A 19,038-nucleotide genomic window follows, 5' to 3' on the forward strand; every position below is an offset into this window, starting at 1 on the left:
ATGACCGTTCTGGAGAAGTTCTCGCTGTCGGGCAAGGTCGCGCTCGTCAGCGGCGGCTACAAGGGGCTGGGCCGGGCGTTCGCGCAGGCCCTCGCCCAGGCCGGTGCCGACGTCGTCGTCGCCGCCCGCAACGAGGAGGCCTCGGTGGCCGCCGCCGCGGAGATCGCCGCGAGCACCGGCCGCCGCGCGCTCGGGCTCCGCCTCGACGTGACGTCCCGCGCCGAGGTGGAGGCGGCCGTCGCCCGCACCACCGAGGAGTTCGGCACCCTCGACGTCCTCGTCAACAACGCCGGCACCTGCGTGCACCGTCCCGCGCTGGAGGTGACCGACGAGGAGTACGACGACGTCATCACCACCAACCTCAAGGGCGTCTGGCTGCCGAGCACCGTCGCGGCGCGCTGGATGGCCGAGCACGGCGGCGGGAGCATCGTCAACATCGGCTCCATCAGCGGCTCGATCGTCAACCGGCCGCAGTGGCAGCCGGTCTACAACGCCTCCAAGGCCGCGGTGCACCAGCTGACGAAGTCGCTCGCGGCGGAGTGGGCGCCGCTGGGCATCCGCGTCAACGCCGTCGCGCCGGGGTACGTCAAGACGGAGATGGCGCCCGTGGACCGGCCCGAGTTCCGCCGGATGTGGATCGAGGACGCGCCCATGCAGCGCTACGCGAGCCCCGAGGAGATCGCCTCGACCGTCGTGTACCTGGCCTCGGAGGCCTCCAGCTTCTCGACGGGAGCGGTCGTCGTCACCGACGGGGGCTACACCGTCTTCTGACCCTCCGCGCGCCGCCGGGGTCCGCCTCGTCGGCCCCTCGCTCCCGGTGGACGGGAGCGCGGGGCCGACGATCCGTCCCCGAGCGGAGCGGGGCGGCGGGAACAAGTGCGCCGGGGACACGGTTCCGGTACTCGGCATGGACATGGCACAGGACTTCACCGAGCGGCTCCACATCGACCTCGGACGGGCGCAGAGCGCCAGGTAGCGGGACGGCACTTCGCCGTCACCGCCCGTCCCGTCGTCCCAGGAGTCCCCCTTGCTCACCCGCCTGCGCCGCACGCCCTTCGGCGTGCAGGTCCTCATCGGTCTCGTCCTCGGCATCGCGCTCGGCGCCCTCGCCCGCTCGATGGGCGGCACCGAGGAGGACCCGAACTGGCTCACGACGACCCTGACCACCGTCGGGTCGACGTTCGTCACGATGCTGCGCGTCCTCGTGCCGCCGCTCGTCGTCCTCGCCGTCCTCACCTCCATCGCGAACCTGCGCCAGGTGACGAACGCGGCCCGCCTGGCCTGGCAGACCCTGCTGTGGTTCGCGATCACGGCGCTCATCGCCGTCGGCATCGGCATCGCCATCGGGGTCCTCACCGACCCCGGCGCCCGCTCCTCCGTCGCGGCGAGCGCGGCGAAGGACCCGTCGTCGACGGGTTCGTGGCTGGACTTCCTGCAGGGCATCGTCCCGGGCAACACGTTCGGCCTCGAGGCGTCCGCGGCGAAGGACGGCAGCATCTCGCTGAACTTCAACGTGCTGCAGCTGCTCGTCATCGCCGTCGTGCTGGGGGTGGCCGTCCTCAAGGTCGGCGACAGGGCCGAACCCGTCCTGACGTTCGCCCGCTCGGCGCTGACCGTGGTCCAGACCGTCCTGTGGTGGGTCATCCGCCTGGCGCCCATCGGGACCGTCGGCCTGCTCGGCAAGGCCGTCGCGACCTACGGCTGGGACGCGCTCAGCCCCCTGGCCGTCTTCGTCGTCGACGTCTACGCCGGTCTCGCGCTCGTCCTGCTCGTCGTCTACCCCGTGCTGCTCAAGGCCCACGGCCTGAGCGTGCGCAGCTTCGCCGCCGGGGTGTGGCCCGCGACCCAGCTCGGGTTCGTGTCCCGCTCCTCCATCGGCACGCTGCCCGTGACGCAGCGCGTCACCGAGGACCTCGGGGTCCCGCAGTCCTACGCCTCCTTCGCGGTCCCGCTGGGCGCCACGACGAAGATGGACGGCTGCGCGGCGATCTACCCGGCGCTGTCCGCGATCTTCGTGGCCGGGTTCTTCGGGATCCACCTGTCCATCACGGACTACCTGCTCATCGCGTTCGTGTCCGTCGTCGGGTCCGCCGCGACGGCCGGGCTCACCGGCGCCACCGTCATGCTGACCCTGACGCTGTCGACCCTCGGTCTGCCGCTGGCCGGGGTCGGGCTGCTGCTGGCCATCGACCCGATCCTCGACATGGGCCGCACCGCGCTCAACGTGACTGGCCAGGCGCTCGTCCCGACGATCGTCGCCCGGCGCGAGGGGCTGCTGGACCTGGCCCGCTTCCACGACCGCAAGGGTGTGCGGGAGACCGTCGCCGTCTGATCCCCCACCACGGGCCCGGTCCGAGGACGCACGTCGTCCCCGGGCCGGGCCCGTCGCTCACCCGGCGGACGTGAGGACCAGCAGGGGTTTGGCACCCCGCGCGGTGTCGCCCACGAGCGCCACCAGCGTGCCGTCGGGCGCGAACGCGCCGACGGGCCCGTCCTGTCCCGTCGCGGACAGGAACCCCCCGTGCGCGAGGTTCGCCGCCTCGCGCTCGTCGACCTCCCGCACGGGGAACAGCCGCCGCGCGACGGCGGCGAGCGGTTCGACCCGCGGGTCGGCCTCCACCTGCTCCAGGGTCGACGCCTCCTGCAGGGTGAAGGGGCCGGACCGGGTGCGGCGCAACGCCGTCAGGTGTCCGCCGACGCCGAGCGCCCGGCCGAGGTCGCGGGCCAAGGCGCGGACGTAGGTGCCGCTGGAGACCTCGACGACGACGTCGAGGTCGAGGAAGGGGCCCTCGACACGGCGGTCGAGGACGTCGAAGCGGGACACCGTGACCGGCCGCGGCGGCAGCTCGACGTCCTGCCCACCCCGCACCCGCGCGTAGCTGCGCTGCCCGTCGACCTTGATGGCGCTCACCGAGCTCGGGACCTGCTGGATCGGGCCCGTCAGCGCGGCCACGGCCGCGGCCAGCGCGTCGTCCGCCACCCCCGTCGCGTCGACCGGGTCGCCGACGGGTTCCCCCTCGGCGTCGTCGGTGACCGTCGCGACACCGAGCCGCACCGTCGCCGCGTACGCCTTGTCGTGGGCGACGAGGTGGGTGAGGAACTTCGTGCCGCGGTTGGCGCCGAGGACGAGGACACCCGTCGCCGCCGGGTCCAGCGTGCCGGCGTGCCCGACGCGCCGGGTGGACAGCAGCCGCCGGCAACGACCCACGACGTCGTGGCTCGTCCAGCCCACGGGTTTGTCGACGACGAGGATGCCGTCACCCACCCCGCTCACGCGGCCCCCCCGACCTCGAGGCCCCGGCGGAGAGCACTCCTTCCGCCCTCGCCGGCCGCCCCCCGAGGGCGGAAAACACTCTTTCCGCCCCCCGAAGCGGCCTGCGAAGGGCGGAAAGAGTGTTTTCCGCGCGGGGTGGGGGCGGTGGGAGGGGGGATCGGCACAGGGAGCAGTGTGCCGTGCGCGGACGGCGACCCGGTCAGGGGAACTGCTCGAACACCGACCGCGCGAAGCCGAACATCACGACGACCACGACGAGGAAGGCCACGCCGACGACCGCGACCACGACGCCCGTGGGCCCGTTGCCCAACAGGGACCCGCCCTCGGCGCGCACGTGCGCGCGGTCGGGGTCGGCGGGGTCGTAGACGACCTTCGCGGGACGGCCGGTGACGAACGACTTGTTCCACACCTGCTCACCGACGACCGTCACCTCACGGCCGTCCGCCTCGAAGCGCACGATCGGCGAGAAGGTCATGCGGTGCTCGTGGTGGCTCGTGATGCGGTTGTCGACGACGGTGCCCGTCGTCGACACCCCTTCGGTGGTGAGCCGGGAGGCGTCCTGGGACCGCTGACGGGCCCGCACCGAGCTGCGGACCCCGCCGAGGACGACGGCCAGCCCGACGAGGGCCATGACCACGAAGACCACGACGAAGAACGAGGGCACGCCGGAGCCACCCCCGACGTCGGCGCTGAGGTCAGTGCCGACGTCGAGGCCGGGGAACTGCGGATCCATGGGGCCAGCGTGCCACCGGGACGTCAGCCGCGGGGGGCGTTCCCGTCGGCGGGCTCCACCTCGGCTGCGGCGTCGGGATCCTCGTCCCACTCCTCGTCGGGGTCGACGGGCTTCTTGTACGGGTCGGGGTCGCCCGCGGGCTTCGCGCCGGCGGCGAGGGCGGCCACGCGGGCGTCCTCCTCGGCGGCCTTGGCCAGCAGGTCGGCGATCTGCTGCGCCGTCTCCGGCACCTCGTCGGCCGTGAACGTCAGCGTGGGGGTGAGCCGGATGCCGGTCCGCTTGCCGACCTCCGCGCGCAGCACGCCCTTGGCCGACTCCAGCGCGATCTTGGTGCCGAGCTTCTCCTCGTCGCTGCCGAAGACGGTGTAGTACAGCGTCGCGTGCTGCAGGTCGTTCGTCACCCGGGCGTCGGTGATCGTCACGAACCCCAGGCGGGGATCCTTGACGCGCTTCTCGAGGGCGTCGGCGACGATGACCTTGATGCGGTCGGCGAGCTTGCGGGCACGGGTGGGATCCGCCACGGGGAACTCCTGCTGGGTCGGGATCGAGCGTCCGGGGTCAGGGCCGTCCTCAGTCGTCGTCGGAGGACAGGAACTGGCGCCGGGCGGAGAGGATCTGGAACTCGGGGTGCGAGGCCACGAGGCGTTCGCACCGGTCGAGCACGTCGGTGCAGCGGGCGGCGTCCGGGGCCACCACGGCGACCGCCACCTCGGCCCGGCGGTGCAGGTCGAGGTGGCCGGTCTCGGCGGCGGCGACCTCGAAGGACCGGCGCAGGTCGGCGACCAGCGGTCGCACGAGGCTGCGCTTGCCCTTGAGGGAGTGGACGTCGCCGAGCAGCAGGTCGACGGTGAGCGTTGCGGTGAACATCAGCTACCTGGGGGGTGACAGCCGGGGCGGGACCTCGTCGGTCCCGCCCCGGCCACCGGGTCGAGGGCGGGTCAGCCCCGCGCCTTCTCCTGCATCTCGTACGTCTCGATGACGTCGTCGATCTGGAGGTCGTTGTACGAGCCGAGGCCGATACCGCACTCGTAGCCCTCGCGGACCTCGGTGGCGTCGTCCTTGAACCGTCGCAGCGACTCGATGGTGAGGTTGTCCCCGTGCACGACACCGCGGCGCAGCACGCGCGCCTTGGTGTTGCGGCGGATGAGACCCGACCGGACGAGGCAGCCGGCGATGTTGCCGAACTTCGACGAGCGGAAGATCTCGCGGATCTCCGCCGTGCCGAGCTGGACCTCTTCGTACTCGGGCTTGAGCATGCCCTTCAGGGACGCCTCGACGTCCTCGATGGCCGCGTAGATGACCGAGTAGAAGCGGATGTCGACGCCCTCGCGGTCGGCGAACTCCTTGGTCTGCTGCTCCGGCCGGACGTTGAACCCGATGATGATCGCGTTCGAGGCGACGGCGAGGTTGACGTTGTTCTTCGTCACCGCACCGACACCGCGGTCGATCACCCGCAGTTCGACTTCCTCACCGACGTCGATCTTGTACAGCGCGTCCTCGAGGGCCTCGACCGAACCCGCACCGTCACCCTTGAGGATGAGGTTGAGGCTCTCGACCTTGCCCTTCTGCAGCGCGGCGGTGAAGTCCTCCAGCGAGATGCGCTTGCGCGCCTTCGCCAGAGCCGCGTTGCGCTCCTGCGCCTCGCGCTTCTCCGCGATCTGACGGGCGGTGCGGTCGTCGGGCGCCGCGAGGAACGTGTCCCCCGCACCCGGCACCGACGTCAGACCCAGGACCTGGACCGGACGGGACGGCGTGGCCTCCTGGACCGTGTCGCCGTTCTCGTCGATCATCGCGCGGACGCGGCCGTAGCCGGTGCCCGCGACGATCGCGTCGCCGACGCGCAGCGTCCCGGACTGCACCAGGACCGTGGCGACGGGGCCGCGACCCTTGTCGAGGTTGGCCTCGATGGCCACACCGCGAGCGTCCTTGTCCGGGTTCGCCCGCAGGTCCAGCGAGGCGTCGGCGGTGAGCAGGACGGCCTCGAGGAGGTCGTCCAGGCCCATGCCCTGCTTCGCGGACACGTTGACGAACATCGTGTCGCCGCCGTACTCCTCGGCCACGAGGTTGTACTCGGTGAGCTGCTGCCGGACCTTGTCCGGGTTCGCGCCCTCCTTGTCGACCTTGTTGACCGCGACGACGATCGGGACGTCGGCCGCCTGGGCGTGGTTGAGCGCCTCGATGGTCTGGGGCATCACACCGTCGTCGGCCGCCACCACGAGGATCGCGATGTCGGTGACCTTGGCACCACGGGCACGCATGGCCGTGAAGGCCTCGTGACCCGGGGTGTCGATGAAGGTGATCGGCCGGTCGATGCCCTCGTGCTCCTTGACGACCTGGTAGGCGCCGATGTGCTGCGTGATGCCACCGGCCTCCTTCGCCACGACGTCGGTGGAGCGGATGGCGTCGAGCAGCTTCGTCTTCCCGTGGTCGACGTGACCCATGACGGTGACGACCGGGGGACGAGCGACGAGCTCCTCGTCGCCCTCCGCCTCGAGTTCGGCGTCGAGGTCGATGGAGAAGCCCGCGAGCAGCTCGCGCTCCTCGTCCTCGGGCGAGACGACCTCGATGACGTACCCGAGCTCCTGGCCGAGCACCTGGAAGGTGTCCTCGTCCAGCGAGGCCGTCGCGGTGACCATCTCTCCCAGGTGGAAGAGGATCGTCACCAGCGCCGCGGGGTCGGCGTCGATGCGCTCGGCGAAGTCGCTGACGGACGCGCCGCGGCGGATGCGGATGACGGTCGAGCCGTCACCGCGCCGGACCGAGACACCGCCGACGGACGGCGCCGCCATCGCTTCGAACTCCTGGCGCTTGGCGCGCTTGGACTTGCGGCCCTTGGCCGGCTTGCCGCCGGCGCGACCGAACGCACCCTGGGTGCCGCCGCGGTTGCCCGGACGACCACCACCACCGGGACGACCGGCGAAACCGCCGCCGCCGCCACCGGGACCACCCGGGCGACCGGCGAAACCGCCGCCGCCACCACGAGCGCCACCGGGGCCACCACGGCCCGGAGCGCCGGGACGACCGGCACCCGCACCCGGACGGCCGACCGTCGGGCGCGCCGGCATCATGCCGGGGTTCGGACGCGGACCACCGGGACGGGGACCACCGGGACCGGGCGCACCGCCCGGACGGGGACCGCCCTGGGGACGCGGCATGCCCTGGTTGGCCGCGAACGGGTTGTTGCCCGGACGGGGACCACCCTGGGGACGGGGCATCCCCTGGCTCGTCGCGAAGGGGTTGTTGCCCGGACGCGGCGAGCCGCCACCGGGACGGCCGGCACCACCGGGGGCACCGGCACCGGCACCGGGACGGCCCGGACGGTCGCCCTGGGGACGGTCGCCCTGCGGGCGGTCGCCGCGGGGACGCTCGGGACGGTCGCCACCCGGACGCTCGGGACGGTCACCGCGCTCGGGGCGCGGACCCCGCGCACCCGGGCCACCGGGACCACCCTGACCGGGACCACCGGCGCCGGGACCACCCGGACGGGCACCCGGACCAGCGGGGCTGGGACGGGCACCCGGACGGGCACCCTGACCGGGACCGCCGGAGGACGGCGGGGTGGACGGACGCGCACCGGGCGTCGGGCGCTGACCGGGCGCGGCCGGCCGCTGGGCGGCGGGACGCTCGGCCGGAGCGCTCGGGGGCGCCTGGAACGCCGGACCGGAGGCCGCCGCGGGAGCGGGGGCAGCCGGAGCCGACGGGGCGGGAGCCTGCGACGGCGCGGGCGCCGACGGGGCGGGTGCACCGGACGGGGCACCGGCCGAGGGCTCCGGGCGCGAGGGCGCCGGAGCGGGGGCCGGGGTCGCCGCCGGACGCGGCGCGGGGGCGGGACCCGGACGGGCACCGCTCGGGACGCGCGGACCCGGCTTCACCGCCGGACCCGGTCGGGCGGCAGCGCTCGCGCCGCCCTCGTTGGGGAACTTGTCCTTCAGCCGCCGGATGACCGGCGGTTCGACGGTCGAGCTCGCGGAACGCACGAACTCACCCATCTCCTTGAGCGTGGCCAGCACGACCTTGCTCTCGACTCCGAACTCCTTGGCGAGCTCGTAGACCCGGACCTTCGCCACATCTCTCCTGTCTCGGTCCGGGCTCGTCTCTACCGGGCGCGGACCGTCATCAGTGGGGGGGATTCATCGCTGGAGACTCATCGGGTGCTCATCAGCTGTTCGACCCGCTCTCATCGGTGGTGGTGGACACGACGGCCCCGGACGGGGACGAGTCCAGGAAGGACCGTACTCCCGAGGCGTCGAGGGGAGCCGGACGGCGCAACGCACGGGACCAGGCCCGGCGCTTGTCCGCCAGCTCCAGGCACGCGCTGCTGTCGTGCAGCCACGCGCCCCTGCCGGGGAGCCGGCGCCGCACGTCGACGAGGAGGACTCCCGCCTCGTCCTGTGCGACGACGACTCTCAGCAGCGACGACCGGTCACCCCGGCGGCGGCACCCGACGCACGTGCGCACCGGTCCAGCTGGTGGACGCGGGGCGTGGTCGGACCGCCGGTCGGTAGGACCGGTCGCAGGCAGTGTAACGATGGGGACAGTCTAGCCCTTCCCGCGCAGGGTCGGCGCGACCCTCCAACGGGCGGGCCGCGCGGCCCTGGTCCCGCCGGGCCGCGGGGCCGGTCCCGGGACTACGCGTCCGGCTGGGCGTCGGGCTGGGCGTCGGGCTCGGCGTCCGCCTGCGTGTCGGGCCGGATGTCGATGCGCCAGCCCGTGAGCTTCGCTGCGAGCCGGGCGTTCTGGCCCTCCTTGCCGATGGCCAGCGACAGCTGGTAGTCCGGCACGACGACGCGGGCCGAGCGCGCGGCGAGGTCGACGACCTCCACCGACGTGACCCGGGCCGGCGAGAGGGCGTTGGCCACGAAGCGGGCGGGGTCCTCGCTGAAGTCGACGATGTCGATCTTCTCCCCCCGCAGCTCGGCCATGACGGCACGCACGCGCTGGCCCATCGGACCGATGCACGCGCCCTTGGCGTTGATCCCGGAGCGCGTGGCGTGCACGGCCATCTTCGAGCGGTGGCCGGCCTCGCGGGACAGCGCGTTGATCTGCACGGTGCCGTCGGCGATCTCGGGGACCTCCAGCGCGAAGAGCTTGCGCACCAGCTGCGGGTGCGAGCGGCTCAGCACGACCTGGGGACCCTTGGGGCCCTTCTTGACGCTCACGACGAAGCAGCGCAGCCGCGACCCGTGCTCGTACTTCTCCCCCGGCACCTGCTCGGCGGGGGGCAGGATGCCCTCCAGGGCGCCGAGGTCGACCTGCACGATGCGCGGGTCCCGGCCCTGCTGGACGACGCCGGAGACGATCTCGCCCTCGGTGCCGGCGTACTCGCCGAGCACGGCGTCGTCCTCGGCGTCACGCAGGCGCTGCAGGATGACCTGGCGCGCGGTGGTCGCCGCGATGCGACCGAAACCGGTCGGGGTGTCGTCGAACTCCCCGACGACGGTCCCCTCCTCGTCGCGCTCCTTGGCCAGGACCCGCACCTCACCGGTGCCGCGGTCGAGCTCGATGCGCGCGTCGGGGTGCGCCTTGTGGTCGGTGTGCTCGGTGCGGTGGTAGGCCACGAGCAGCGCCTGCTCGATCGCCCGCACGAGCGTCTCGAAGGGGATCTCGCGGTCCCGCTCCAGCATCCGCAGGGCGGCCATGTCGATGTTCACTGCTCGTCCTCGTCCTCGTCCAGCTCGTCGTCGTCCAGGTCGTCCAGGTCGTCCGCGGTCAGGTCGTCCGGGTCGTCCAGCTCGTCCGCGCGCCGGAACTCCACCTGCACCTCACCGCGCACCAGGTCGGCCCAGGCGAGGTCGTGCGGTGCGCCCACGTCCTTGGCCCGCGGCGGCCGGCCCTTGACCATCTGCGGCTCCCCCGTCCCGTGGACGCCCTCGTCGTCGACGGCGACGACGCGGACGAGCACGGAGGAGGAGTCGGCCAGCACGGCCCGCACGAGGCGGCCGCGGGCCCGGGCCCAGTGCCGCCGGGTGGTCAGCGGACGGTCGACACCCGGCGAGGTCACCTCGAGCGTGTACGGGGTCTGCCCCAGCACCCCGGCGTCGTCGAGGGCCTGCGAGACGGCGGTGGACGCGGTGGCGACGAGGTCGAGGTCGAGGTCGCCGGGTTCGTCCCCGGCGCCGTCGACGACGACGCGCACGACGTGGCGCCGGCCGGCGGTGCTCACGTCGACGTCGTCGAGGACGAGAGCCTCACCCACCTCCGAGCCGGGGGCGAAGACGGGAGCCAGGGCCCTCCGGACGGTCTCCTCCAGCGTCGCCACGACCGCCCCTCCCTGCTCTCGAGTTGTCCTGACGGCCGCACCGGATCCCGGCGCGGGCACGACGGGACAGCTTAGACGCTGACGGACCCCCCTCCCGCCGCGCGGCGGACGCCGCCCCACCTGGCACGATCGTCGACCGTGCCGCCCGAGCCCCGCCCGCCCGCCACCGCCCCCGGCCGCTCGCCGCGGCCGATGCGCCGTGCGGTGCTGGGGTCGCTGGCCGCCCTGGGACTGGCACCGGTGCTCGGCGCGTGCGGGGTCCGCTGGGTGGTCGGGGACGAACCGACCCCCACGCCCGAGCGCGGTCCGGACGACGTGGCGCGCGAGGCCGCCGTCGCGGACGCCCTCGCGCTGCTGGCGGTCCTCGACCCGGCGGCGACGGGTCCCGCCCCCCTGCAGGCCGTCGCCGCCCACGCGGCGCAGGTCTGCCGCGCCCACCTCCTCGCCCTGGGGGCCGGCCCCTCGGCCAGCCCCTCGGTGAGCCCCTCGGTGAGCCCCTCGGTGAGCCCCTCGGTGAGCCCCTCGGTGAGCCCCTCGGTGAGCCCCCCGTCAGGCCCGGGCACGGCGCAGGAGGTGACGGACCGGCTGACGCAGGCCAGCGCCGCGGCCGTCGCCGAGCTCACCCCCGCGACCGGGCGGGCGCCGGGCGCCGGCACGGCCCGCCTGCTCACCGCGCTCGCGGCGTCCCGGGCGGTGCTCGCCGACACGGTCGCCGTGGCGACGGGCGCGGTCGTGCGGCCCGAGGACACGACGAGCGCCGGCGGGGACGCGGGGGCCACCCCGGACGTCGGCCCCACCCCCTCCGCCACCGCCACTCCCACGGACACCCCTACGGACACCGCCACGGCCAGCGGCTCCTCGGCCCGGGTCCAGGCCTTGCAGGCCGCCCTCGCCGGTGAGCACGCCACGGTCTACGCCTACGGCCTCGTCGTGGCCCGGCTCACGTCCCCGCGCCGGGAGGAGGCGCTCGGCGACCTCGCCGCGCACCGCGTCGCCCGGGACGACCTCGTCGACGAGCTCACGGCGCTGCGCGTCACCCCCGTGGAAGCGCTGGCGGGGTACGACGTCGCCGCCCCCACGGCGCAGGCGGCCCTCGCGCTCGCGGCCGCCGTCGAGGACCGCACGACGACGCTGCGCGTGGACCTCGTCCCGACCGCCGGGACCGACCGGGCGGCCACGGCGCGGCGCGCGGTCACCGCGGCCCGGTCGGCGCACCGGTGGGGGTCGACGGTCGTCGCGTTCCCGGGCGCCCCGTGGCTCGGCGAGGACGGCCGCCCCCTCGCGACGAGCAGCCCCACCCCGTCCGCGACCCCCTGACCGCCCTCCCGCGCGCGGCTGGGAGACTGCGCGCGAGATGAGCAGCGCACCCCCGCCCCCGGCCGACCGGCGCCCCCGCGCGACCGACGCGCCGCTGCGGATCATGACGTGGAACGTGTGGTGGCGGTTCGGGGACTGGCGCGCCCGCCGGGAGGCGGTGCTCGCGGTCCTGCGCGCGGAGCAGCCGGACGTCGTGGGCCTGCAGGAGGTCTGGGCCGACGACGACGAGAACCTCGCCGAGTGGCTCGCCGAACGCCTGGGGTTCCACGCCGCGTGGTCCCCCTCCCCCGCCCCCGACCGCTGGCGGCGCCGGTTGCGCCAGCACGGGGACGAGTCGGCCGAGTCCCTGCAGTTCGGCAACGCCGTCCTGAGCCGCTGGCCGTTCCTTCGCACCGACGTCCTCGAACTGCCCGCGGGCGGGCACGAGGACGAGGGCCGCACGGCGTTGCAGGTGCTCGTGGACGCACCGCGCCGGCCGCTGCCGTTCACGACGACGCACCTGAACTCCTCGCCGGCCGAGTCGGCCGTCCGGGTGGCGCAGGTGCGCGAGCTGGTCCCCTTCGTCGCGCGGACGCGGGCCAAGGGCACCCACTACCCGCCCGTGCTGACGGGCGACTTCAACGCGGTGGCCGAGTCCGACGAGCTGCGGCTGTGCCACGGCTACCTCACGGCCGGCCCCGTCCCGGGGTTCGTCCTCGTCGACTCCTGGCGCTTCGCCGACCCGGCCGACCCCGGGTTCACGTGGGACCGGCGCAACCCGTTCGTGGCGCGCATCCACCAGCCCGACGCCCGGATCGACCACGTCCTCGTGGGGCTGGCGCCGTTCACGGGTGAGGGGTCCGTCCTCGACGTGCGGCGCGTCGCCGTCGACCCCGTCGACGGGGTGTGGGCCAGCGACCACACGGCCGTCCTCGTGGACCTGCAGGCCTGAGGCCCTGGCCCTCAGCCGGCGACCGCGCGGCAGGCCAGGTGCAGCGCGAGCCGCTGGTCGCGGTCGGTGAGGTCCACCTCGAGCAGCTGCTGCACGCGCGCGATCCGCGCCGCGACGGTGTTGCGGTGCACCCCCAGGACGGCGGCCGTCTGCACGAGCGAGCTCTCCTGGTCCAGGTAGGCCGTCAGCGTCGTCACGAGGTCGGACTCGGGCGGGCCGAGCGGTTCGAGCAGGCTGCGCGCGGCCGGCGGGAACGTGCCCGTGCGGGTCCACGCCAGCAGCGTCTGCGCGACCCCGAGCTGGTCGACGTGCAGGAAGCAGCCCTGCTCGGTGCGACCGGCCGCCAGACCCGCCGCGTCCGTGGCCTCGGCGAGCGACCGGGCCACACCCCCGGGGCCGGCGTGCGGGCGCCCGACCCCCGTCCAGCAGCGCAGGTGCCGGCGCAGCGTCCGGTGCACCTGCCGCAGGTCCTCGGCCAGGGCCCGGACGGTCTCCGCGCCGGGCGGGCGCGGCAGGGTGATCCAGGCGCTCCAGCCGTCCCCGTGCTCCACGACGACGGGCGCGAGGCCGCCGTCGGCGAAGACGGCCGCCACCTCGTCGCGCGACCCGGCGGTGTCGGTCGTGGCCGGGGTGCCGATGCGCACGCCGACGTGCCAGCCGTCCAACGCCCACCCGGCCCCCGCGGCGCGGCGGCGCAGCTCGGCGTCCGGTCCCTCGCCCGCGGCGAGGACGTCGGTCAGCAGCGCCGCCCGGGCCCGGGCGTCCCGCTCCAGCCCCAACCGGTCGACACCGAGGCGGCCGGCGAGGCCGGCGGCCGCCACGGCCAGGCAGTCGGCCACCGCGTCCACGTCCGCCCACGCGGGGGCGGCCCCGGCGAACCAGCGCTGCGCGGCCCGCACGCCGGGCAGGAGCACGGGGTGGGCCACGAGCGTGCCGCCCCCCTCGGCGGCCGCCACCGGGACGCGCTGGGGAACCGGCTCGCCGGTGCGCAGGCCTGCGGCCGGGACCGCGACGGACCCCGCGTGCAGGACGGCGCCCCGGCCGTCGAGCAGGGCCACGGGCACGTCGAGGAGGCGGCCGAGCAGGCGCACGAGCCCGCGTCCGTCGACCCCGCTGCCCGCGGCGACGGCGGCGGAGACGGCGCGCGTCGCCCGGGCGCGTTCGACGTCGGGCGCGGCGAGGACGACGGCCGCCTCCAGCGCCCGTTGCAGGACGGGTTCGTCGGCCAGCAGGAGCGCCACCCCCAGCCGCGAGCACAGCAACCGGGTCGCCCCCGAGGGCTGGGCGGTCGCGGGCAGGAGCACGGCGACGACCCCCGCGTCCGCCGCGCGGCGCAGCTGCGCCTCCAGCCGCCAGGCGTCGGCGGCCGCGATCCCCACCGACCCCGTCAGGCACAGCAGCGTGCCCGGGCCGGCGTCGGGGACGACGGTGGCGCCCGCGCCGTCGGCGAGGACCACGGACGTGGGGGCCGGGCCGTCCAGGGGCCCGGCGACGTGCCGCACGCCGTCGCGCCAGCCCGGCAGGTGCAGCAGGGCGGGCAGACCCGGTGCGCTCACGGGTGGGCCTCGGCGGCCGAGACGGGGTCGACGAGGACGGGGTCGACGTCGTAGCCGAAGGCGCGGGGCCCGACGGCGCACAGCCGCGCGGGGTCGCGCCAGAACGCGGGGGCGTCCAGGCGCAGGACCACGACGTCGTCCCCGCGCCGGACGCGGTCGCAGGAGACCGGCCGCGCGGCCCGGCGGTCCAGGACGGCGAGGACGTCGGGCGTCGTGGCCACGAGGTCGCCGTCGGCCAGGGCGAGGAGGTACTCGTTCTCCATCTCCAGCCGCAGCAGCGTGCTCGTCCCCCGGTCGCGCACGACGAGGCTCCCGCGGCCGAACCCCCCACCGAACCCGCCGCCGGCCCCGCGGTGCCGGACGACCTCCAGGACGCGCCCCGCCGCGAGCACCTCCCCGTCCGCGGCCCGGGCCAGGGCCGCCGGTGCGGGGGCGTCGGGCAGGGCCAGCAGCCGGCGGCCGACGTCGAGGACCCGGCGGGTCGTGCCCGCCAGCGCGTGCTCGAGCAGCTCGCGCACGGGCCGCGGCGCGACCGCCAGCGCGGCCCACCCACCGCCGCCGGCCAGGACGCTGCGGACGCTGCGCTCGGTCGTCACGGCGTCCCCACCGTCGACGACGACGACCTGCCCCCCGGGCAGCGCGAGGGCGAGAGGGGTGATGTCGGAGCCGGCGACGGCGAGGGAGAACTGGTCCAGCCGGGGCAGCGCGCGGCCGCACAGGTCGAGGTCGACGACCGGGAGGGCGCCGTCCGGTCCGGCACCGGCCAGCGCCGTCACGAGCGCCGTGGCCGCGTTGAGCCCGGCCGCCTCGATGCTCGCCAGCGCCCCGGCCCGCAGGCCCGTCCAGCGCTCGGCGGCCGCCAGGGCGCGGGCGAACTCCCCGCCGCCGGGCAGCTGCTCGGTGAAGACGACCGTCGCCCCGACCATCCCGACGGCGGCCACGAGGAGGTCGGGGTCGACGGCGGCCGGGTCGAGGAGGTCCACGGCCCCGCCGCGCAGGAGCCGGGAGACGAGGACGCCGCCGGCGCGCGCGTCACCCCCGCCCCCGGAACCCAGCACCTCGGCGCCCCGCACGAGGGCGGGGACGTCGGCGGCGGTGAGCTCCACGGCGGCGATCCTGCCGCACCCGCGCTCAGGCAGGTGCGAGCGAGGGGCCCGGCACGAGCTGCTCCACGGGCGTGAAGTCGCGGTCCAGACCGAACGCGCGCGGCCCGAACACCGCGAGGGCCTCGGGGGTGCGCATGATCGGGGGCGTCGAGATGGCGACGACGACGACCCGCTGGCCCCAGCGCATCCCCTCGGTCGTGATGGGTTCTCCCGTCTGCTCGTCCAGGACGCAGATGAGGTCGGGCACGACGCACACGACCTCGCCGTCGAGCACCGCGACGAGGTGCTCGTTCTGGAACGACAACCGCAGGTGCGAACCGTCGTGCCCGCGCAGGTCGGCGTGCCCACGGGCGAAACCGCCCGTCGTGCGGCGTTCGACGTCGCCGACCTTCCCGGTGAACAGCGTCCGGACGTTCTCGTAGACGGTCGTGGCGAAGAACTCCGCGAGGGCGTCGACGGGGGCGCTGTGGCTCTCGCGGGCCTCGCGGATCGCTCGACCGGCGCCCAGCGACATCGACATCGTGTGCGGGATCGCGGTGCGGCGGACGTCGGCACCCGTCATGGAGTACTCCGCGATGAGGGCGGCCCCGCCGAACTGGATCGCGATGGCGCGCGAGCAGCGTTCCATCCGGACGTCGTCCGTCCCGGTGTCGATGAGCACCGTCTCCTCGCGGTCGCTGGCCACGACCATGGGGGAACCGGACACGCCGTAGACGCTGAACGTCTCCATCTGCAGTTCCGGGAACGCCCGGCCCATGCCGTCGGCGTCGACGACGGGCAACCCCGTCCGGGCGCCGACGAGCAGCGGCATCATCGAGTTGATGCCGCCGCACTCGATGGGCATCGTCGCCTCGGCGCGGCGGCCGAGGTGGGACTCCAGGCGCCGCAGCGCCACGACGGCCTCGGTGCCGCGCGGGATCTTCTCGACCATGACGGTGGGCGCACCCATCATGGCGGTCGGCACGACGAACGCCTCGTCGGGCAGTTCCGCCTCGTCCTGGGGGTCGAGCACGGTGATCGGGCCGTTCTCCCGGATCGCCTGCTGGACCAGCAACCGGCCGATGTACGGGTCGCCGCCACCGCCGGTGCCGAGCAGGGCGGCGCCCCGCGCGAGGTCGGGCAGCAGGGTCTCGTCGAGGATCCAGCTCACGGGTGCGCCTCCGTCGGGGTCAGCAGCGGTCCGGGGTCGGGGGGTTCGGGGCTCACGCGGACGGGGTCGCCCTCGTAGCCGAAGACCCGGGGACCGGCCAGGGCCAGTCCGGCCGGGCTGTGCCAGCGCTCGTCGCACGGCGCCGCGACCACCGTGACCCGGTGGCCGAACCGCAGCCCCTCGGTGCGCACGGCCTCCCCGGTCTGGGTGTCGAGGGCGCAGATGAGGTCCGGGACGGTCGAGACCGTGCGACCGTCGCGGACGGCGACGAGGAACTCGTTCTGGAACTCCAGCAGCAGGTCGGACCCGGCGTCCGCACCGGTGCCGTCGAGGCGCGCCTCACCGCGGGCGAAACCCGTCGTCGTGCGGCGGGCCACGTCGGTCACCTTGCCGGTGAACAGGACCGTCCCGCCGAGCAGGTCGGCGACGGCCTCGGCCGGGGCACCGCTGGTGCGCGCCTGCGTGAGCGTGCGACCGATGCGGGCGGCCAGCGACAGGGTCCCCGGGACGAGGGACCGCCGGGCCTGCGCACCGGTCATCCAGTAGTTGCTGATCATCGCCGAGCAGCCCATGTCGATGGTCACCGACCGCGCGAAGCGTTCAGCCCAGCGGTTGTCGACGGTGTCCAGGACCCCGGAGTTCCCCTTCTCGTCGACGATGGACATGGGCGTGCCGCGGATGCCGTAGACGGTCGGCAGGACCATCTGCAGTTCCGGGAACGCCCGGCCCATGCCGTCGGCGTCCAGCAGCGGCAGCCCGAGTTCGGCGGCCGCGACGAACGGGATGAGGGAGTTCACGCCCCCGGCCTCGATGCAGGCCAGGTGCGTCACCTCGAGCCCGAGGTGGTCGGTGAGGACGCGGATCGCCCGACCGACCTGGTCGGCCGACGGCAGCTTCTCGACCATGACGGTCGGTGCGCCCATCATCGCGACGGGCAGGACGACCGCGTCGTCGGGCAGGTCCGCCAGGGGGGCCAGCTCGACGGGTCCGTGCGCGCGCACCGCCGCCCCGGCGAGCAGCCCGCCGATGTGCGGGTCGCCGCCGCCCCCGGTGCCGAGGACCGCTGCGCCCCGGCCGATGTCGGCGAGGTCCTCGATCCCGACCCGGGTCCTGGTGGCGGTGCCACCGAGCGCGTCAGGCATGCACGGCCTCCCGGCGGGCCGGCGCGAGCTGCAGGTCCCCGACGGCCTTGACGCGGATGCGCGTCGCGCCCCCGGGCAGGTACGGCAGCGGCACCTCGTCGACCTCGAGCACCTCGACCGTGCGGGGGTCCGCACCGGCGGCGACGGCGCGTTCGGCGGCCTCGGCGCGGGCGGTGTCGAGCACCTCGGTGCGCTTGCCGGGTTCGATGGAGAACACCCGGTCGACCTCGCCGCCGACCTGGGCGATGGCGGCGCCGATGGCGTTGGCGACGGCGAAGTTCTCCGGCCGCAGCACCTCCCCGGCGCCGGCGAGGCGGTCGGGCAGCAGGACCGAACCGCCGCCGACGGCGACGACGGGCAGCGGCTGCGCGGAGGTGCGCATGCGGTCCACCGCGTCGGCGACGTCGACCGCGATGCGGTCCAGGGCCGCGCGGACGAGGGCTGGGTCGAGGTGCGCGACGAGGGAGGCGTCGCCGATGTCGGCGCGTCCCGCCGCGACGGCGATGTCGGTGGCCGTCAGCGTCGACCCGCCGAACACGAGGGCCTGCTCGACGAGCCGGAACCCCACCGAGTCCGGCCCCACCCGGACGTCGGACCCGCCGCCACGGACGAGCGACCCGCCGCCGATGCCGATGGACAGCACGTCGGGCATCCGGAAGTTGGTGCGGATCCCGGCCACGCTCACCTCGGTCGTGGCCTCGCGCGGGAAACCCCGCTGCAGGACGCCGACGTCGGACGTCGTCCCGCCGACGTCCACGACCGCGCACGTGTGCACACCGGACAGGACGGCCGCCCCGCGCATGGAGTTCGTCGGTCCCGACGCGAACGTCGACACCGGGTAGCGGCGGGCGTGCTCGACGTCGAGGAGGGTGCCGTCGTTGGAGCTGAGGTAGATCGGGGCGTCGATCCCGGCCCCGGCGACCGAGGCCCGCAACCCGTCGACGATCCCGCTCGCGAGTTCGCGCAGGGCCGCGTTGACGACGGTGGCGTTCTCCCGCTCCAGCAACCCGATCCGCCCGATCTCGTGCGACAGCGAGATCGCGACGTGGGGCAGTTCGGCGGCCAGGACCTCGGCCGCGCGGAGCTCGAACTCGGTGTTGACGGGCGAGAACACCGAGGTGATGGCGACGCTGCGGACCCCGTGCGCGGCCATGTCCGCCGCGTGCCGGCGCAGTTCGTCCTCGTCGAGGTCGGAGATCGTCCGGCCGTCGAACTCGTGCCCGCCGTGGGCGAGGTAGGCGCGCCCGGAGACGGCCTGCACGAGGCGTTCGGGCCAGTCCACCATGGGCGGCAGCGAGGCCGTGGCGGGCAGGCCGAGGCGCAGGGCCGCGGTCGGGGCGAGCCGGCGGGCCTCGACGAGGGCGTTGATGAAGTGCGTCGTGCCGATCATCACGGCCCGCACCCCGGCGGGGTCGAAGGCCCGCTGGGCCTGCAGACCGGACAGGGCCGCGACGATCCCGCCCGAGACGTCCGCGCTCGTCGAGCACTTCACGGCCGCGAGGACCGAACCGTCGTCGTCGAGCAGGACCGCGTCCGTGTTGGTGCCGCCGACGTCGATGCCGATGCGCAT

General features: G+C 75.0%; 17 protein-coding genes. 4 read left to right on the forward strand and 13 right to left on the reverse strand.

All coding sequences use genetic code 11. The features are described from left to right. Together AB0637_RS00310 and AB0637_RS00315 are read left to right on the forward strand one after the other, a co-directional pair. Nucleotides 1–771, forward strand: a complete 771-nt coding sequence (locus AB0637_RS00310; RefSeq protein ID WP_366169137.1) for a glucose 1-dehydrogenase — start codon at nucleotides 1–3, stop codon at nucleotides 769–771. Nucleotides 772–1,027: 256 nt separating this feature from the next. Beyond that, nucleotides 1,028–2,332: a dicarboxylate/amino acid:cation symporter gene (locus AB0637_RS00315; RefSeq protein ID WP_366169138.1), complete on the forward strand. Its 1,305-nt coding sequence runs from the start codon at nucleotides 1,028–1,030 to the stop codon at nucleotides 2,330–2,332. 57 nt (nucleotides 2,333–2,389) lie between these two features. On the opposite strand, the gene truB is transcribed toward AB0637_RS00315, so the two are convergent. From truB to AB0637_RS00355, 8 genes are all read right to left on the reverse strand, one after another. Then, nucleotides 2,390–3,265, reverse strand: a complete 876-nt coding sequence (gene truB / locus AB0637_RS00320) for a tRNA pseudouridine(55) synthase TruB (RefSeq protein ID WP_366169468.1) — start codon at nucleotides 3,263–3,265, stop codon at nucleotides 2,390–2,392. 208 nt (nucleotides 3,266–3,473) lie between these two features. After that, a complete protein-coding gene (locus AB0637_RS00325) occupies nucleotides 3,474–4,007 on the reverse strand; it encodes a DUF3592 domain-containing protein (RefSeq protein WP_366169139.1) in 534 nt (177 codons plus the stop codon). Nucleotides 4,008–4,030: 23 nt separating this feature from the next. Beyond that, nucleotides 4,031–4,528, reverse strand: a complete 498-nt coding sequence (gene rbfA / locus AB0637_RS00330) for a 30S ribosome-binding factor RbfA (RefSeq protein ID WP_366169140.1) — start codon at nucleotides 4,526–4,528, stop codon at nucleotides 4,031–4,033. 49 nt (nucleotides 4,529–4,577) lie between these two features. Next, the gene (locus AB0637_RS00335) at nucleotides 4,578–4,874 is read right to left on the reverse strand and encodes a DUF503 domain-containing protein (RefSeq protein WP_366169141.1); all 297 of its coding nucleotides are present in this window, start codon (nucleotides 4,872–4,874) and stop codon (nucleotides 4,578–4,580) included. 71 nt (nucleotides 4,875–4,945) lie between these two features. Further along, nucleotides 4,946–8,074, reverse strand: coding sequence for a translation initiation factor IF-2 (gene infB, locus AB0637_RS00340; protein ID WP_366169142.1), 3,129 nt, complete (start codon nucleotides 8,072–8,074; stop codon nucleotides 4,946–4,948). A gap of 91 nt (nucleotides 8,075–8,165) precedes the next feature. Further along, a complete protein-coding gene (locus AB0637_RS00345) occupies nucleotides 8,166–8,465 on the reverse strand; it encodes a YlxR family protein (RefSeq protein ID WP_366169143.1) in 300 nt (99 codons plus the stop codon). Nucleotides 8,466–8,635: 170 nt separating this feature from the next. Next, nucleotides 8,636–9,658: a transcription termination factor NusA gene (nusA, locus tag AB0637_RS00350; protein WP_366169144.1), complete on the reverse strand. Its 1,023-nt coding sequence runs from the start codon at nucleotides 9,656–9,658 to the stop codon at nucleotides 8,636–8,638. After that, nucleotides 9,655–10,266, reverse strand: a complete 612-nt coding sequence (locus AB0637_RS00355) for a ribosome maturation factor RimP (protein ID WP_366169145.1) — start codon at nucleotides 10,264–10,266, stop codon at nucleotides 9,655–9,657. The genes nusA and AB0637_RS00355 overlap by 4 nt, the downstream gene beginning before the upstream one ends. A 138-nt stretch (nucleotides 10,267–10,404) precedes the next feature. On the opposite strand from AB0637_RS00355, the gene AB0637_RS00360 reads away from it, so the two are divergent. Both AB0637_RS00360 and AB0637_RS00365 read left to right on the forward strand, forming a co-directional pair. Further along, entirely contained in the window at nucleotides 10,405–11,583 is a 1,179-nt protein-coding gene (locus AB0637_RS00360) for a DUF4439 domain-containing protein (protein ID WP_366169146.1), read from the forward strand. A gap of 37 nt (nucleotides 11,584–11,620) precedes the next feature. Next, on the forward strand, nucleotides 11,621–12,514 hold the full coding sequence (locus AB0637_RS00365) for an endonuclease/exonuclease/phosphatase family protein (protein ID WP_366169147.1): 894 nt from the start codon (nucleotides 11,621–11,623) through the stop codon (nucleotides 12,512–12,514). Nucleotides 12,515–12,525: 11 nt separating this feature from the next. Here the strand turns inward: AB0637_RS00365 and AB0637_RS00370 are convergent, their stop codons facing one another. From AB0637_RS00370 to AB0637_RS00390, 5 genes are read right to left on the reverse strand one after another with little or no spacing between them, the layout of a single operon-like run. After that, nucleotides 12,526–14,070, reverse strand: coding sequence for a helix-turn-helix domain-containing protein (locus tag AB0637_RS00370; protein ID WP_366169148.1), 1,545 nt, complete (start codon nucleotides 14,068–14,070; stop codon nucleotides 12,526–12,528). Next, nucleotides 14,067–15,176, reverse strand: a complete 1,110-nt coding sequence (locus AB0637_RS00375; protein ID WP_366169149.1) for a DUF917 family protein — start codon at nucleotides 15,174–15,176, stop codon at nucleotides 14,067–14,069. Before AB0637_RS00375 ends, AB0637_RS00370 begins: the two co-directional genes overlap by 4 nt. A 25-nt stretch (nucleotides 15,177–15,201) precedes the next feature. Continuing rightward, nucleotides 15,202–16,326 carry a DUF917 domain-containing protein gene (locus AB0637_RS00380; RefSeq protein ID WP_366169150.1) on the reverse strand — a complete coding sequence of 375 codons (1,125 nt, stop codon included), beginning with the start codon at nucleotides 16,324–16,326 and terminating at the stop codon, nucleotides 15,202–15,204. Beyond that, on the reverse strand, nucleotides 16,323–17,468 hold the full coding sequence (locus AB0637_RS00385) for a DUF917 domain-containing protein (protein WP_366169151.1): 1,146 nt from the start codon (nucleotides 17,466–17,468) through the stop codon (nucleotides 16,323–16,325). Before AB0637_RS00385 ends, AB0637_RS00380 begins: the two co-directional genes overlap by 4 nt. Continuing rightward, nucleotides 17,461–19,038: a hydantoinase/oxoprolinase family protein gene (locus AB0637_RS00390; RefSeq protein WP_366169152.1), complete on the reverse strand. Its 1,578-nt coding sequence runs from the start codon at nucleotides 19,036–19,038 to the stop codon at nucleotides 17,461–17,463. Before AB0637_RS00390 ends, AB0637_RS00385 begins: the two co-directional genes overlap by 8 nt.

Source organism: Kineococcus sp. NPDC059986, assembly GCF_040702905.1.
Lineage (GTDB): Bacteria > Actinomycetota > Actinomycetes > Actinomycetales > Kineococcaceae > Kineococcus.

Coding starts and splice junctions, on each gene's coding strand:
- AB0637_RS00390 (WP_366169152.1), bottom strand. CDS start 19,038: ATGCGCATCGGCATCGACGTCGGCGGCACCAACACGGACGCGGTCCTG.
- AB0637_RS00325 (WP_366169139.1), bottom strand. CDS start 4,007: ATGGATCCGCAGTTCCCCGGCCTCGACGTCGGCACTGACCTCAGCGCC.
- AB0637_RS00310 (WP_366169137.1), top strand. CDS start 1: ATGACCGTTCTGGAGAAGTTCTCGCTGTCGGGCAAGGTCGCGCTCGTC.
- AB0637_RS00385 (WP_366169151.1), bottom strand. CDS start 17,468: ATGCCTGACGCGCTCGGTGGCACCGCCACCAGGACCCGGGTCGGGATC.
- AB0637_RS00365 (WP_366169147.1), top strand. CDS start 11,621: ATGAGCAGCGCACCCCCGCCCCCGGCCGACCGGCGCCCCCGCGCGACC.
- AB0637_RS00335 (WP_366169141.1), bottom strand. CDS start 4,874: ATGTTCACCGCAACGCTCACCGTCGACCTGCTGCTCGGCGACGTCCAC.